12 protein-coding genes are annotated in these 17181 nt (G+C 49.7%); 10 read left to right on the top strand and 2 right to left on the bottom strand.

Going from position 1 to position 17181, the window contains the following annotated elements; all coding sequences use genetic code 11:
• Nucleotides 1-53 precede the first annotated feature (53 nt).
• The gene (locus MKY59_RS18680) at nt 54-641 is read left to right on the top strand and encodes a cupin domain-containing protein (protein WP_236412003.1); all 588 of its coding nucleotides are present in this window, start codon (nt 54-56) and stop codon (nt 639-641) included.
• A gap of 88 nt (nt 642-729) precedes the next feature.
• Here MKY59_RS18680 and MKY59_RS18675 read toward each other — a convergent pair whose 3' ends face one another.
• On the bottom strand, nt 730-1617 hold the full coding sequence (locus MKY59_RS18675; RefSeq protein WP_236412004.1) for a LysR family transcriptional regulator: 888 nt from the start codon (nt 1615-1617) through the stop codon (nt 730-732).
• Nucleotides 1618-1729: 112 nt separating this feature from the next.
• Here MKY59_RS18675 and zwf point away from each other — a divergent pair, with 112 nt between their 5' ends.
• The 5 genes from zwf (at nt 1730) to MKY59_RS18650 (ending at nt 9789) form a co-directional block, all read left to right on the top strand.
• Nucleotides 1730-3256 (top strand): glucose-6-phosphate dehydrogenase, encoded by a 1527-nt coding sequence (gene zwf / locus MKY59_RS18670; RefSeq protein WP_236412005.1) that lies wholly within the window; start codon nt 1730-1732, stop codon nt 3254-3256.
• Between the two features lie 62 nt (nt 3257-3318).
• Entirely contained in the window at nt 3319-3984 is a 666-nt protein-coding gene (gene fsa / locus MKY59_RS18665) for a fructose-6-phosphate aldolase (protein WP_236412006.1), read from the top strand.
• A 91-nt stretch (nt 3985-4075) separates the two neighbouring features.
• Nucleotides 4076-5494 (top strand): NADP-dependent phosphogluconate dehydrogenase, encoded by a 1419-nt coding sequence (gene gndA / locus MKY59_RS18660; RefSeq protein WP_236412007.1) that lies wholly within the window; start codon nt 4076-4078, stop codon nt 5492-5494.
• A 191-nt stretch (nt 5495-5685) separates the two neighbouring features.
• Nucleotides 5686-6789, top strand: coding sequence for a metallophosphoesterase (locus MKY59_RS18655; protein ID WP_339273054.1), 1104 nt, complete (start codon nt 5686-5688; stop codon nt 6787-6789).
• A 210-nt stretch (nt 6790-6999) separates the two neighbouring features.
• The gene (locus MKY59_RS18650; protein ID WP_339273052.1) at nt 7000-9789 is read left to right on the top strand and encodes a family 78 glycoside hydrolase catalytic domain; all 2790 of its coding nucleotides are present in this window, start codon (nt 7000-7002) and stop codon (nt 9787-9789) included.
• A 56-nt stretch (nt 9790-9845) separates the two neighbouring features.
• Here MKY59_RS18650 and MKY59_RS18645 read toward each other — a convergent pair whose 3' ends face one another.
• On the bottom strand, nt 9846-11090 hold the full coding sequence (locus tag MKY59_RS18645) for an AraC family transcriptional regulator (RefSeq protein WP_236412010.1): 1245 nt from the start codon (nt 11088-11090) through the stop codon (nt 9846-9848).
• Between the two features lie 172 nt (nt 11091-11262).
• Here MKY59_RS18645 and MKY59_RS18640 point away from each other — a divergent pair, with 172 nt between their 5' ends.
• From MKY59_RS18640 to MKY59_RS18625, 4 genes are all read left to right on the top strand, one after another.
• Complete coding sequence (locus MKY59_RS18640) at nt 11263-12552, top strand: family 1 glycosylhydrolase (RefSeq protein WP_339273048.1); 1290 nt, start codon at nt 11263-11265, stop codon at nt 12550-12552.
• A 26-nt stretch (nt 12553-12578) separates the two neighbouring features.
• Nucleotides 12579-13982: a glycoside-pentoside-hexuronide (GPH):cation symporter gene (locus tag MKY59_RS18635; RefSeq protein ID WP_339273046.1), complete on the top strand. Its 1404-nt coding sequence runs from the start codon at nt 12579-12581 to the stop codon at nt 13980-13982.
• Between the two features lie 307 nt (nt 13983-14289).
• A complete protein-coding gene (locus MKY59_RS18630; RefSeq protein ID WP_236412022.1) occupies nt 14290-15147 on the top strand; it encodes a PRD domain-containing protein in 858 nt (285 codons plus the stop codon).
• 109 nt (nt 15148-15256) lie between these two features.
• Nucleotides 15257-17164 (top strand): beta-glucoside-specific PTS transporter subunit IIABC, encoded by a 1908-nt coding sequence (locus tag MKY59_RS18625; RefSeq protein ID WP_339273041.1) that lies wholly within the window; start codon nt 15257-15259, stop codon nt 17162-17164.
• Nucleotides 17165-17181 lie beyond the last annotated feature (17 nt).

Below are 17181 nucleotides of genomic sequence, written 5' to 3'. Positions count from 1 at the left end.
ACGCATACAGTACAACAATGAGCAATTTGCCCAATAAAGGAGGTAAGCGTGGCATGATCGATCCGATTTTGCAAGACCCGAATGTGCAGCTGGCGGCCGATTCCACAGCCGTGATTAATTATCAGCGTGATCCGCGCAACGTTGTAACCCAGCTGTTCGGTGAGCAATTGCCTGCAATCAAAAATGGATTTTTCAATATTCATATGACCAAAGGGATCATTGTGCAGCCACACTACCACATCAATTCAACGGAAATGGTCGTTGTCATTTCAGGCGAAGTGACCACGTCCGTGTTTGACCCGTTTACGCGCAAACGTTTGAATTACCGGCTGAAGCCAGGGCAGGTGTCGATCTTTCCGAAAGGCTGGTTTCACTGGTTCGTGGCAGAAACGGATGACGTGCACGTGCTGACGATCTTTGACGTGCCTACGCCGGATATCGTGCTTGGCGCGGACTTTCTGGCTGCGACGCCTCCGGAAGTGGCCCAGCGCGCGTACTGCCTGGATGAAGAGGCTTACGCCAAGGCGATCGCATCCATCAGAAGCGATGCTATTGTGGGTCCGCCCATCGGTTGTATGGACGCTGTGTCCGATCTGGGGACCAAAGGTTCCAACCCTCCCAAGAGGGAGGGCTGGGAATAAAATTTGTTTTCATGAGTTTGTCTCAAAGTTAGTTTGCCTCGAAAAACGAAAGAGCCTTTTCATCCTCCGCGGACGAAAAGGCTCTTTCTTAATTTTTGAAAATCAGTTCCATAAACCGGCCTGCTGCCAAGGAAATAGGCATGTTGCGTTTGGTCATGATGCCCACCTGGGACGGCGGTAGAGTAACGTCCAGCTGCACTTCGAACAGGGAACCTTCTTCAAGTTCCTTGGTAATGAATTCGCGCGTCACATAAGAAATACCCAATCCCCGCCGAGCAAACTCGATCAGCAAATCAACGCTGCCGACTTCGATTTCGGGCCTTGGCGTGTAACCGTAACTGTTGAACAACTCCGTAATCGCCATCCGTACCCGGCTGTTCCGTGAAAAAAGGATCAGCTGATGCTCCAGCAGCTGCTCCAACGTAATGATTTTGCCTTTCAATTCGGCCGCGTAACGCTCCCCGGCAACGAATGTATCGTTAAGCTGCAGGCTTTCCTTGACCTCAAGCTGGGGATCGACGATCGGCATGCGCACGACGCCCAGGTCGATTTTGCCTTCTTTCAGGAACGTTATGACTTCCGGCGTCGTCCCATGGCTTAGGTGGAGCTTAATGCCCGGATATTGGGTATGGAACTCTTCCAGAAACGGGAGCATGTAATGCTTGAACAGCGAATCGCTGCCGCCCATGCGCAGCTCTCCGCTGTCCAGGCTTTTGAGCGCGGCCATTTTTTCTTCCGCCATCGAGATCAGGATCTGCGACTGCTCGATGTAGGAATACAGACTGGCGCCTTCCTGGGTCAGTGCAACGCCTTTGGACGTGCGATAGAAGAGCGTAAGCCCGAAGCTGTCCTCGAGCTGTTTGATCGCATGGCTGACGCTGGGTTGCGTAATGTAAAGCGCCTTGGCGGCCTGGGTCAGGCTTCCGGTTTTGGCGGCCCAATAGAAAACTTTATACAACTCGTAATTTGTAGTCATAGATATTATCTATATCTCCTGTGAAATATATTAATTACTTGTATGGCTCTGAAAAGTATTATAGTGGAACTACAGCAAAGAAACCAGAGTTATTCGGAAGGAGTTACGGGAGATGGAACCAACGACGATCATACTGTTTGGTGCGACTGGCGATCTGGCCAAGCGAAAAATATATCCTGCTTTGTATAATTTATACATCGAACAAAAACTGCCGGCTTCCTTCTCGTTGATCGGGCTTGGACGCCGCGAATGGAGCGACGATTTTTTCCAGTCTCAAGTGGAAAAATCCTTGCAGGAATTTTCGAGACGCGCGCCTGATGCGGAAAAAGTAAAATCTTTTGTGCAGGCTTTTCGTTACAGTGTATTGAATATCAGCCATAAGGAAGATTATATAAAGCTGCTTCGCATGGTGGAAGAAGGGGAAGCGCAGCGCGGAGCTGCTTCGAATCGTCTGTTCTACCTGTCGGTAGGACCGGAGTTCTTCGAGCCTATAGCCGAAAATATTCAGGAAAGCGGTCTTGGCGATACGCAAGGCTGGAAACGCCTTGTCATCGAGAAGCCGTTCGGCCATGACCTGCAATCGGCGCGGGATCTCAATCGCAAATTGAGCGAGGCGTTTACGGAGGACGAGATTTACCGGATTGACCACTATTTGGGCAAACCGATGGTACAGCGCCTGGAGACGCTGCACCAGAACAATCCGATCATGAAGGCGCTTTGGAACAATCGGTACATTTCCAATGTGCAAATTACGGCGAACGAGACGGTTGGCGTTGAGGAACGGGCATCTTATTACGATCACGTGGGCGCCGTGCGCGACATGTTCCAGAACCATATGCTGCAATTGCTCATGATGATGGCGATCCAGCTTCCTTACAACAAAAGCGACTCGGACAAAGTCCGCATGAAGAAAAAGCACATCATGGAATCGATTGAGCCATTGCAAAAGCAAAACGTTGGCGCAAGCGTCATTCGCGGCCAATATGCGGCGGGCAGCATCCAAGGCAAGCCGGTGCAAGGCTACAAGGATGAGCCGGGCGTTGCGGAGAACACGATGAACGATACCTTTATCGCCGCGAAGCTGCAGATTGACGATTTCTTCTGGCGCGGGGTTCCATTCTATATCCGCACAGGCAAACGCATGAAAGAAAAGTCCACGCGCATCGTCATCGAATTCAAGGAGCCATCCGGTCAGACTCATTCCGAGAGCAACAACGGTTCCAAACCGAATCTGCTTGTCATTGAAATGAGTCCGGGCGAGAGCATGACGCTCCAGCTGAACGCAAGCGATCCGGAAAACAAAGGCGAATTCAAGCCGGTGCATATCGACTTGTCCCCGGATCGGGAAAATCTGGCCGAAGCTTACGAGAACCTGATTCGCGATGCGCTGCATGGGGATCCTACGTTCTTTGCGCATTGGGATGAGGTTGAATTGTCGTGGGCATGGGTCCAGCCGATTCTGGACGCATTTGCAGAGAACCTGCTTCCGCTGCACACCTATGCCGCAGGAAGCTATGGCCCGGCAGAGTCCGATGCCTTGCTCGCCGAGGAGGGACATCATTGGTGGTTTGACGAGCCTGAAGAACAGGTGAAACAAGCTGCTTCTGGAGTTCCGTTGGCGGTTAATGGTAATATGTAATATGTAACATGCTGAAGTAGTACCAAATCCAAATAATAAACTATCCAGTGGAGGGAATCAACATGAAATTTTTCATCGATACAGCAAACGTGGAGCAAATTCAAAAAGCATATAAAATCGGCGTCTTGAACGGCGTAACGACGAATCCTTCTCTCGTAGCCAAAGAAGGCGTGAAATTCGAGGACCGCATCGAAGAAATCCTGAAGCTGGTTCCTGAAGTGGAATCCGTATCCGCAGAAGTAACGCCGGATGCAGAAACAGCAGAAGAAATGATCGCGCAAGCGGAAGAACTGATCAAAATCAACAACAGCGACAAAAACATCACGATCAAATTGCCAATGACGCTGGCAGGTCTGGAAGCATGCCGCTACTTGACGAAAAAAGGCGTGAAAACCAACGTAACACTGATCTTCACGGTGAACCAAGCTTTGCTTGCAGCTCGTGCTGGCGCAACGTACGTATCCCCATTCTTGGGTCGTCTCGACGACATCTCCGAAGATGGCGTGCAGTTGGTGAGCAAAGTAGCCGAACTGTTCCGTGTGCATAATCTGGATACACAAATCATTGCTGCATCCGTAAGACATCCGGATCACGTAACACGTGTAGCGTTGGCAGGAGCACATATTGCGACGGTTCCATTCTCCGTCATTGAGCAAATCTCCAAACACCCGCTGACAGACCAAGGTCTGGAAAAATTTGCGGCAGACTGGAAAAATTCCGTAAAATAATGATGATGACGCGGAGCAGGTGGCCGTTAGATTTGCCACCGCTCCGCCCCATAATAAAGCTTTAGAATATTAAAATGATCAGGAGGATATAATGAGCAAACAACAGATCGGCGTTATCGGACTTGCGGTTATGGGCAAAAACTTGGCCCTTAACATTGAAAGCAGAGGCTTTACGGTGTCGGTATTCAACCGTTCCCCGGAGAAAACGCATGACCTCTTGAAAGAAGCGGAAGGCAAAAACCTGACAGGCACGTTCTCCATCGAAGAGTTCGTGGCATCCCTGGAATCCCCGCGCAAAATTTTGATCATGGTTCAAGCGGGCAGCGCAACGGACGCAACGATCGAACAGCTGCTGCCTCATCTGGACGAAGGCGACATCATCATCGATGGCGGAAATGCCTACTTCCCTGACACGCAGCGCCGCAGCAAAGAGCTGGAAGACAAAGGCATTCGCTTCATCGGCACAGGCGTATCCGGCGGTGAAGAAGGCGCGCTGAAAGGCCCTGCAATCATGCCGGGCGGACAGGAAAGTGCCTACAAACTCGTCGAACCGATCCTGACGGCGATTTCCGCCAAAGTAGGCGACGATCCTTGCTGTACATACATCGGACCAGACGGTGCCGGACATTATGTAAAAATGGTGCACAACGGCATCGAGTACGGAGATATGCAGTTGATCGGTGAGGCCTACCACCTGCTCAAATCCGTGCTGAACGTCTCGGTCGAAGAGCTGCATGAAATCTTTACGGAGTGGAACAAAGGCGAACTCGACAGCTACCTGATCGAGATTACGGCCGACATCTTCTCCAAATACGATCCGGAAACCGGCAAACCGATGGTCGACGTCATCCTGGATGCTGCCGGACAAAAAGGAACGGGCAAATGGACAAGCCAAAGCGCGCTGGATCTGGGCGTACCGCTGTCCATGATTACGGAATCCGTATTCTCGCGCTTCTTGTCCGCCATGAAGGACGAGCGCGTAGCGGCAAGCAAAATCCTGAACGGCCCGTCCGCGTCCGCCTTCACAGGCGACAAAGCTGCGTTCATCGAGAGCGTGCGCAAAGCGCTGTTCGCAAGTAAAATCGTGTCCTATGCCCAAGGCTTCGCACAAATGCGCGCAGCTTCCGACGAGTACGGCTGGGATTTGAAATACGGCAACATCGCGATGATTTTCCGCGGCGGCTGCATCATCCGTTCGCAATTCCTGCAAAACATCAAGGAAGCGTACGACAACAATGCCGAGCTGAAAAACCTGCTGCTCGACCCTTATTTCCAAAACATCGTGGAATCGTACCAGGATGCATGGCGCGAAGTGGTGTCCGTAGCGGTAACCCAAGGTATTCCGGTACCGGGCTTCTCCAGCGCGCTGTCCTACTACGACAGCTACCGCACAGAGCGTCTGCCGGCCAACCTGCTGCAGGCTCAGCGCGACTACTTCGGCGCGCACACGTTTAAACGCGTGGACAAAGAAGGCACATTCCACCACAACTGGATGGAAGCAAGCGAATAATCGTTAGACGACGCAATCATAAAAGTTCAAGCATTCCTGTGTCCGATGCGAAAGCCCTTGGCTCTCGGCGGACGCGGGAATGCTTTTTTGCATTGGAAAGATGCCTGGAACAGGGCTTCTGGGTTATACTGGTGCAGACGGGTTAAAGGCATCATTAGAAATTGAATATGAACGAGGAGGATCGTCGTAGAATGTTTGTCGTAGCTGGTATTGCATTTCTGCTCGTATACGGATTGCTGGTATTTTACATAGGCTGGAGCGGGTGGAGCTGGATGAAACCCGTTGTGAGCGCACGTTTCCGCTGGCTGTATATTGGAATCATCGCATTTCTGGCTTGTTCATTTATTTTGGCGCGGATGTTTGGAAGCTTATCGTTTCTGAGCATCATTGGATCATACTGGTTGGCCATCTTCTCATTGTTATTGATGATTCTGCCGGTTGTACATATCATCCTTTGGCTGCTGCGGTTGACGCGCATACCCAGGCATCATGCACACAAATGGGCCGGCGCGGCGACGCTTGTTTTATTGTTGTCGACACTGGGTTACGGCATTTTCAACGCATATAGTCCGGTCGTAAGGGAGTACAGCATTCAGATCGATAAAAAAGTCGAAGGGCTGGACACGCTTAATATCGTGATGGCAGCAGATACCCATTTTGGATTGCTGTCGGGACCGAGTCACGCTAAACGAATGGTAAATGAGATTAATGCACTGAAGCCCGACCTTGTGCTGTACCCTGGCGACCTGATCGACGATAACCTTGAACTGTACAAGAAAAGCGGGATCGCGGACATTATTCGTGATATCCAGGCACCCTACGGTGTTTACGCAACCCTTGGGAACCATGACAAATTCGACGGTCCGATCGAAGCGTTGATTGCAGCCTTGGAACAAAGCAACATGAAGGTGTTATATGATGAGCAAATTATGCTGGATGACAAATTGACCTTGATCGGGCGCAAAGACAGAACCGAGACGGATCGTGCCGAGGTCGCTGCTTTAATGGAAAACGTGGATCAAAGCAAACCGGTGATCATGCTGGACCACCAACCGTATGATCTGGATATCGCCGAACAAAACGGCATCGATCTGGTTGTGTCCGGCCATACGCATCGCGGGCAGATTGCCCCGGCCCAGTTCATCACGCAGGCCATTTATGAGAACGATTGGGGATATTTGCAGAAAGGCGCCATGCATTCCATTGTCACGTCGGGTTATGGATTTTGGGGGCCGCCGATCCGTACAAGCAGCCGCTCCGAAATCGTGCAGATTCATGTCACATTCAAGCAATAACGCGAGTCGTATATTTAACGTCACAGCCCTTCTTGTTGAAGGGCTATTCGGCATTTGATCTCGGTGATTCGGCTGCTCTGATACCTGATTACAAAAATGCGTCCCCATGTACCATAAAAAATGTACTGTTTTTATTATCCTAAGAGAGTCACCGCGATCCTTCTCGATGGTAGAAGCATACGGCGGGGTGAACTTGAGGGGGGATTATACGTGCTTGAAGTCGGATCATTGCGAACGGAATATTTGGAAAATCCTTTGGGCGTGGACGCAGCATCACCACGATTAGGTTGGAAGGTGTACAGTTCAGAGACGAACGTTATGCAAACGGCATATCATGTACAAGCATCCGGAACAAAAGACTTTAACGATTTGATCTGGGATACGGGGAGAGTAGAATCTGACCAGTCCCAAGTCATCTTGTATGCAGGTCCGCCGCTGGAATCGCTGCAGCGCGTCTATTGGAGGGTTAAAGTCTGGGACAATCACGGTGAAGAGTCCATATTCAGCGAATGCGCCTTCTTTGAAATCGGGCTGCTGCATGCCAGTGACTGGCGTGCCTGCTGGATTGAACCGGAAAAGGAAGTGCAGATCGATGCCTATAAACCTGCCCCTTATATTCGCAAGGAATTCATTGTAAGGAAGGGACTTGTCCGGGCCAGGGCATGTTTGACGGCAAAAGGGCTATACAGCTTTTATTTGAACGGGGTGGAAGGTACGGACCATCTGTTTACTCCCGGATTTACATCCTATCACGAGCGATTGCAATATCAGATCTATGACGTGACTCATTTGCTGCAGGAAGGCGCTAACGCGCTTGGCATTATTCTTGGCGACGGCTGGTGGAGAGGTTCTACCGGCGGGGCTAGCTTGAAAAATAATTTCGGGTACAAGCTGGCTTTTTTGGGACAACTGATGCTGCAATACGAGGACGGAACGATCGAATGGGTTTGCAGTGACGGGACATTCAAGACATCATACGGACCGCTGCTGAAATCAGACATGAAGGCTGGCGATCTTTATGATGCCCGAATAGATATGGAAGGCTGGAACCAACCCGGATATGACGATTCTTCCTGGGGGCAAGTACAGGCTGCCAAAGATGAACTAACTGGCCTGATTGCGACCCGCAGCGTGCCGGTTAGACAAAAGGAAACCTTTTCGCCAACGGTATTACACACGCCGAATGGCGAGACCGTGCTGGACTTTGGACAAAACATCGCAGGCTGGGTGGACATGAGGGTTTGCGGTGAAGCCGGTACCAATGTTGTACTCATCCATGGGGAAACGCTGGATAAAGACGGGAACTTTACCTTGCAAAACCTGGCCCATCACGGGCCGTTAGAGGACTTTCAAGAAGTTCGCTACATTTTGAAGGGTGAGGGTATCGAGCATTATCGTCCGCGCTTCTCGATCTTTGGTTTTCGCTACGTGCTGGTCAAGAAGCATCCAGGCATTGTAAAAGCAGAAGATTTTACGGCAGTGGCCATCTATTCGGATATGGAGCAAACGGGTGAATTTACGTGTTCCAATCCCTTGATCAACCAATTGGTCTCTAACTCGCGCTGGAGCCAAAAAAGCAATTTCATGGAAGTGCCGACGGATTGCCCGACCCGGGAGAGAGCAGGCTGGACGGGGGACGCACAAGTATTTTGCAAAACGGCAGCCAATTTGATGAACGTGCATTCGTTTTATGAAAAATGGCTGGCCGACCTGGCGTCCGAACAATTCTCGAATGGATCCGTAGGGAGTACGGTACCTACCGTGATCGGCTATCACAACAAAGAGGAATGGGAGAGGTTCTCCAAGCAGAATAAAGACCCCATGATGGCCATACGCAGGCCAGAGCCAGGAACGGCAAGCATGCTTGACGGTTCTTCCGGCTGGGGGGATGCGGCGGTTATTATTCCATGGACGTTGTATCTGTGTTACGGAGACCAAACCATTCTAGAGAAGCAGTTTGATTCGGCTAAGGCATGGGTGGATTATATGGCCGTCAGCGCCAGGAAAGCCAATGAACGTTTCAAAGACTCTCCCGCCTATCAGAACTATACCGACGGCGAGCTTGATGCGGATTACATTTGGGATACCAGCTTCCACTGGGGAGAATGGCTCGAAGCCGATTCCGAATTCAACGATCTGGTCGCGGCGATGAGCAAGTCCCAAGGCTGTCATCCCGATGTTGCGACAGCGTATTTCGCCTATTCCACGCGCCTCCTGGCCGAAATGGCTTCCGTACTCGGAAAGCTCGAGATAGCAGAAGAATACCTGCGTCGATATGAAAAGATCAAGCGTGTGTACAATGCATACTTTGTTCAGGATAACGGGCATATTCTGGACGATCGGCAGGCGCCGAATGTTCGGACGCTGGCGTTTGGGTTGGCGGATACAGCCAAACGACAAGCGGTTGCGGACCGTCTTGCCGAGATGGTCGTAGCGCAGAAGCATCATTTGAATACGGGATTTTTGTCCACGCCGTTCATCCTTCATGTTCTGGCGGATCATGGGTATCCCGAAATCGCCTATCGGCTGCTGGAGCAAACCTCCGATCCCTCCTGGTTATATGCCGTGAGCCATGGCGCTACAACGATTTGGGAAAGCTGGAGGGGAATCAAACCGGACGGGGAACTTACGGGTTCATTGAACCATTATTCCTATGGAGCGGTATGCGACTTCTTATTTACAGGCATTGCAGGCATTCGCCCGCAATGGAAAACGCCGGGTTTCAAACATTTTACGATAAAACCGCTGGTTGGAGGAACGCTTACACATGCATCTGCAACGTATGAATCTCCCTATGGCGTGATCCAATCCGGTTGGTTGAAGACGGAAAGAGGCGTTACCTACGATTTTGGCATTCCTGCGAATTCCAGGGCCACCGTTATGCTTCCGGGCAAGCAGGTTGACATCAAGCGAGTGTCTGCCGAGTTTCCCGATGTCCGCTATGAAGACGGGCATATCATCTTTACTGCAGGAAGCGGGGAGTACACGATCGCGTTGTAATACGCCTTACAGACCAAAACGAGCCAATATTCATTGGGCTCGTTTTTTACGTTGGGTCAACCTTTTTCGATCAAATGATGTTTTTCGCGATATTGTTTCGGGGTCACGCCCACGATCTTTTTAAATACTTTGGTTAAATAGCTCTGGTCATTAAAATGAAAGAGCGAGCCTAATTCGGATATCGAGATGGCGCTGTACGCCAGTAAACGTTTGATTTCTTCGATCTTTGTTTGTTGAATGTATTCGCTTACCGAAATGCCGACCTCTTTTTTGAACAGGGCCGACAAATATTTGGGACTAAGTCCAATCTCCAAGGCGATGTCGTTATGGTGGATTTCTTCATAAATGTGTTTATGAATGTACTCCTTGCAGGCTATGATTTTTTTGGAATATCTTTCGTGCCGTGCTTGCTTCACCTTCTCTGCAAACGTATGCAGGACTTCGCGTGCCAAACTTCGGATTTCATCCAGCCGGTCCAATTCCTCGAGCCGTTGTATGAACCTGTCGTGTAATGCAAAGGCGGTATCCTCGTTCAAGCCTCCGTCCATAGAAGCTCTCGTTACCAAAGCAATCAGCGTAATGATATGGTTTTTGTTCGAACGAAGGAAGCTGGATTTCGACAAGACGGATGAGGATTCTTCTTCCTTGATGAAGGACAGTTCGTCGATGTCCTCAACCCTGCCTTCTTTGATCATGAACAAAAGCTTTTTTTCGAACAATCGAACCTGATTGTGATCCGCAGATTGCAAATACTGGGTGAATTCAAGATTCACGAATCCCTTTGCCTTTTCATAGTCATCGAACTGAAAATCTTCATACAAGACGGATTGAGGAGAAAGCAGCTCCTTGTTGAACAAGTGATAAATAAAAACGCTGATATGGTTCAGCTTGTCATTGCTCAAAATCGGCAAACGTTCATAATAACGCGCGACTTGATCGCGATAAAAAAATGCATCCCTATCATTGATAATGCCAGTTAATACTTCATTAGGTATGGGGTGGGACAGGGTAGGACCCATAATCAGGGTGCCTTCAAACAGATCGCCATCGAAATAGCTGATTAATATGAACTTTTCGGAGAATACCGATTTGGTAATAACAGGAATCCGATATGTTCTTCTGGGTTCGAAATATAACGGGTTCAAATAACTTCCGGTGCGACGTTCGATCAATGGGTTGATCGGTTGGCCGCGCAAGTTGTCATAGATGACTTTTCCTTTCGGACTGATAAAGAAAACAGGCAGTTCAAACGTATTGGAAACGAGACTGCACATCGCGTCGATGGTAATGCATGTGGTCATCAGGATCAACTCCCTGCTGGAGATTTCATGCTGTATTCAGGACAATAATACTAAAAAACATACGAAATCACCATATCAAATCCAGGGTGAATGCTACTATGGTCATAGCGTCAAGTCAGGAATTGAAAACGCTTCCCCGGGGGAACAAATTGAGATGGAAAGGTAGAGGACGATGACAAAACCATTTAGGAGCGATTTTATGTTGGGTGCGGCTACGGCCGCGCATCAGGTGGAAGGAAACAATATCCATAGCGATTTCTGGGCGATGGAGCATATGCCGCACTCGTTGTACAAAGAACCTTCTTTACAGGCGGTGGACCATTATCATTTTTACGAAAAAGACATTCAAATGTTGGTGGATGCAGGCTTGAATACGTATCGCTTTTCCATCGAATGGGCAAGAATTGAGCCGGTTAAAGGGCAGTTTGCTGCAGAAGAGATCGAACATTACAGGAAGGTCCTGGAATGCTGCCATCAACATAAGGTGAATCCTGTCGTGACATTGCATCATTTTTCGTCTCCCAAATGGCTGATTGCCGAAGGGGGATGGGAGAGCAAAACAACGGTGGAGCATTTCAAGAACTATTGCCGGCATGTCGTTTCAGAGCTGGGGCCCCTGATGCCTTACATCTGTACGATTAACGAAGCGAACATGGGGAAACAGATCACCAAAATTATGAAACGAATGATCGGCGCCGCAGCGAACGATTCGAACTCCACAACACCCGCGGATGTGCAGGTGGGTTTAAACGTCGATGTGCAAAGCAGCATGGAGAAATACTTTGCCAGTTTGGGACAGGTGTTTGGCATGGATCCAACAAAAGTACAACCATTTCTCTCCCCACGGACGGAGCAAGGCGAACAGATCATTATGAAATGCCATCAGGCAGCCAGAAGTGTAATCAAGGAATTGAATTCGTCGATCAAGGTTGGCATCACGTTATCTTTGTACGATCATCAGGCGTTACCCGGTGGGGAACAGCTGGCAGAACAAGAACAGCATGAGGACTTCTTATACTATTTGCCGTTTCTCCAAGGCGATGACTTCATCGGCGTTCAAAATTACTCCAGAAAGATCCATGGACCAAGTGGGGTTGTCCAGCCGCCGGACCACGCGAAGTTAACCAAAATGGGATATGAAAACTATCCTCAAGCATTGGCGAACGTGCTTCAATTTGTGGCCAAACATTGGGATGGACCGATCATCGTAACCGAGAATGGCATATCCACGGATCAAGACGACGAACGCGTGGAATTCATCCGACAGGCCACAGCTGGCGTACAGAAGTGTGTGGAAGACGGGATTGATGTGATCGGGTACATGTATTGGTCCTTGTTGGACAATTTCGAGTGGCAGCTTGGCTACGCTCAAACCTTTGGATTGATCGCCGTCGACCGATCCACGCAAATCCGAACTCCGAAAGAAAGTTTGTCGTTTCTTGGCTCGTTAAGAAATCGGTAAGCGCATACATTCAAGGGGGCATCATTATGGGAGTAGTCAACGTCACTCAGAGTCAGCCAGTCGCGAGCATGCCGGAAGAAGATCGAAAGCTTTCATTCCGGGAGAAAGTGGCAGCCACGATCGGCAACATGACGGGAACGATGCACAATCAAATCATTGCCACGTTTTTGCTGTTCTTTTATACGGACATTCTCGAAATAAGCCCCGCTTACGTGGCAGGTTTATTTCTGGTAGCACGGATTATCGATGCTATTCTTGTTCCCGTATTTGGCGTGTTTGTTGATAAAGTGAGCACGCCGTGGGGGAAATACGTGCCGTACTTTGCCATTCTGGGAGTACCGATCGCCATTTTCGGATGGCTGACCTTTACGGACTTTGGGTTGGGGGCAAACGGGAACGTTATCTATGTTACGGCAACGTACCTGGTATACAGCATCCTGATCTCCATAAAGTATGCGCCGAGCAACGCCGTAGGTCCCGCGATCACCAAAAGAATCGATGACCGGATCTCGATGGGGCAAATCGGTTATATCGCCATTATGCTCGGTGCATTGTTTGCATCATTGGCTTTTCAACCGCTTTACAAAGCATTGGGAAACGGGAATGATGCCAGAGGTTTCTCGTTGATCATGGGCCTGGTCGGATTGGTGGGGATTTTGGTATCCATTTTCCAGGTAACATCTTTGAAAGAAAGATACATTAACCCGAATAACAGCCAAAAGACACCGTTGAAAGAAATGATATCAGCAGTGTTCACGAACAGGTCGGCCGTTGTTCTGTACATCTACGTGCTGGCTTTGAACTTGTCCAACGGAATCCGAACGGCAATCATGATCCATTACTTCAAATATTTCTTTAATAACGAAGGGCTTGTGGTCATATACGGTGCGGTAAGCATACTGCCCACGTTTCTCGGCGTCATGGTGAGCGGACCGATCACGAGACGGTTTGGCATCAAAATCAATGTGCTGGCCGCTTCCGTCGTAAACGTGATCTGCATGCTTGCAGTGATGGTTATTCCCGATACAAAGGCTGGAATTATCATTTTTATGGCCTTGAATGCGATCACGGCGTTTTTCCTGGGCGCATCGACGCCGGCGCAAGGCTCCATGATGCCTGCTGCCATGGATTATACCGAATGGAAGACCGGAAAAAACGTAAACGGTTTGATGGGTTCCATTCAAGGTTTCGTGCAAACGTTGGCCATGGCATTGGCCGGGGCTATCGCAGCGTGGGCATTGCATGTAGTGGGGTACGTACCTGGAGTCGAACAAAGCAGCGAGACCATTTTTGGCTTGAAATTGTTAATGGGCGTGCTTCCGGCATTCGTTCTATTATTTACCGCGTCGATCCTATGGTTTGACATTTCGGAAGAGAAACAGAAGCAAATTACAAAGGAACTTGCAGAACGCAGGCAACAAAAAAGTTAATCCTTTTGCGTCGGAAATTATAATTGCGTCCAGACAGGGCATAATTATGGCAGGAATCATCGGACTCGGACAATACGGAATAATCTCATGTCATTGACAATGACGACGGCGTCGGTGCCGGAATGATGCATGGATTATGCCATGTTCGAGACGATTTTTCGTTGACACCGTTTTCAGCTTGTGGTACATTAGTCCCGAGGCTTGTTACCGGTAATGCGGGCAAAACCACAATAGAAATGATGTTATCATTATTTCTGTTTTGGTTTTGCCCTTTTTTAATCCTCAAAATAAAGTGGTGGGTCCAGACATGATCATTAAACAAATATTTAATAATAATATCGTCAGCACCGTCGATGACAAAAACCAGGAACTGCTGATCCTCGGCCGGGGTATCGGATTCAAGTTCAAAGCGGGCGATCCGATCGATGAAGAGCGGATCGAAAAAATTTTTCGTCTCCAGGATGCATCGATCTACGAGAAATTCAAGTCGATCGTCACCGAGGTGCCTGTAGAGATATTGCAGGCGACCGACGATATTGTGAGCTTGGCCCGGACGCAGCTGAACAAAACGATCAGTGACGGCATTTATGTGTCCCTGTCGGATCATATCCATTTTGCCGTACAGCGGATGGAAATGGGACATATCGCGCGCAATCCGTTATCGTGGGAGGTACAGCATTTTTACAAGGCAGAGTATGATGTGGCCCGCGAGGCACTCACCTTGCTGCGCGAGAGATTGGACATTGAATTCCCGAAGGAGGAAATATGCAACATCGCGCTGCATTTCATCAATGCGGAGATCAATGATTCCATGAATGACGTGACTCACCTGATGCAGCTGCTTCAGGAGATCATGAACATCATCAAATATCACTTCAACGTCGAAGTGGATGAAGATAGCGTCAACTATTTTCGGTTCATCACGCATTTGAAATATTTCTGCCAACGGGTCATCACCCATACGTCGCAAGACGATGCGGAGGAATACCTGTACGAGGTCGTTCGCAAGAACTATCCCGAAACGTTCAAATGCATACGCAAGATCGAAGCTTTTATCCATAAAAACTATCAATACGACATGACGCATTCCGAGCAGTTGTATCTGACGCTCCATCTGGAACGCCTGATGAAAACGAAGCGGGATGCCGCCAAGGAAAGCGAATAACGATGGGCTTGTTACTGTTCAATCAGGCAATACCCGAATGAATCACTGACGCACGCGAGCGTTGGTTTCATTCGGGTATTTTTTGTGGACACAGAAGGAGGAAAACGAGATGAATCATCAGGAAACGGCGAAAAACATCGTCAAAGCCGTTGGGGGAAAAGACAACATCAATTCGGTGTACCACTGCGTTACCCGTCTTCGCTTCGATCTGAAAGACAATGACAAAGTGGACAACGGAACGCTCAAAAATCTGGACAAAGTCATGGGGACAAACGTTTCCGGAGACCAGTTCCAGATCATTATCGGCAACGACGTGTCCAAAGTATTCGACGCCATGGTGAAGGAAGAGCCTGCGCTGCAGCAAAGCCAGGACAACAAAACCGCCAAGCCGGAGAAAAAGCAAAACGTGATCCTGAGCATTTTCGAAACGATTGCGGGTGTATTTGCACCAATGCTGCCCGCCATTACGGCGGCCGGTATGCTCAAAGGGTTGCTGGCGCTGTTCGTATCGCTCGGCTGGATGGCTGCCGGAACGGACACGTACCGCATTCTGTCGGCCATTGGGGATGGCGTGTTCCATTACCTGCCGCTTCTGATTGCGTTTAGCGCGGCGCGCAAATTCGGTGCCAATCCGTTCGTCGCCGTGGCGCTCGGAACCGCGCTGATGTATCCGGACATGAGCACATTACTGTCCAGCGGGGAGTCGGTATCCTTTATCGGCATTCCGGTAACAGCGGTGAGTTATGCTTCTTCGGTCATTCCGATTTTGCTGGCCGTATGGATTATGTCCTATGTGGAAAAATGGGTGGACCGTGTCATCCCGGCTGCGCTGAAGCTGCTGCTGGTGCCGCTGATTACGCTGATCATTATGGTTCCGGTTACGCTGATCGCCATCGGCCCACTGGGAACATTCGTAGGCAGCGCTTTGTCGGGCGGTATCAACTGGCTGCTGAATGAAGGCGGATTGATCGCAGGTCTTGTGCTTGGCGGTGCGATGGCCTTGATCATCATGACGGGTATGCACTATGCGCTTGTACCCATCATCCTGAGCAACATTGCAACGCTTGGATTCGATAAATTCCTGCCGCTCACATACATCTCCAACATGGGTCAAGCTGGTGCCACACTGGGCGTATTCTTCCGTGCAAAAGATAAAAAGTTGAAAACCGTAGCCTTGTCGACGAGCTTTACCGCTTTGATGGGGGTTACGGAACCGGCGATGTACGGGGTGAACATGAAGTTCAAACGTCCGTTCGCTGCTGCGATGATCGGTAGTGCAGTCGGTGGCGGGTTTGCGCTGGCATTTGGTGCAAAAGCGTACGTTCTGGCCGGTAACGGCGGTCTTCCAGGTCTTCCTGCCCTGATTGGACAAACGTTCTGGTACTCTCTGATCGGCATGATCCTTGCGTTCGTTGTGGGTACGATTGCATCCGTATTGCTGGGCATCAAAGAAGAGGAAGGCGACGCTGAGGCGCTTGCCCCATTCGCTCCGAATGCGGCGGCGACGCCTGCCAAAGCAACCGAAGTGCTTGACGTCAATGCCATGGAAGCGCCGGCGCCGTCAAGCAATGCGATGGCTTATGCACCGCTGACAGGCAAATCCATCGAGCTCAAGGAAGTGAACGATCCAACGTTCGGTGATGAAATGATGGGTAAAGGCGTTGCATTTGTGCCAACCGTGGGTGAACTGGTTTCTCCGGTGACCGGCACGATCATGAACGTGTTCAAAACGAAACACGCGATCGTGGTTCGCAGCGATGACGGCATGGAACTGCTCATGCATGTGGGCATCAACACGGTGAAACTGCGTGGTCAGCATTTCGAAGCGCATGTGGCGACAGGTGCGCGCGTTAAGGCTGGAGATAAATTGCTGACGTTTGATCTGGAAGAAATCGCGAAAGAATACGACATCACAACGGCCATGGTTGTGACGAATACAGCCGATTACAGTCAAGTACTTCCTGTGAAACTGGGAGACATCGTTGCCGGCGAAGAAGTATTGGAAGCCAAAATCTGAGGAGAGGGAGAGAGCGA

This window comes from Paenibacillus sp. FSL W8-0426, from assembly GCF_037969725.1.
GTDB classification, from domain to species: domain Bacteria; phylum Bacillota; class Bacilli; order Paenibacillales; family Paenibacillaceae; genus Paenibacillus; species Paenibacillus hubeiensis.
Note: the sequence above shows the minus strand (reverse complement) of the source record. Positions and strands in the feature narration are given on the sequence as shown.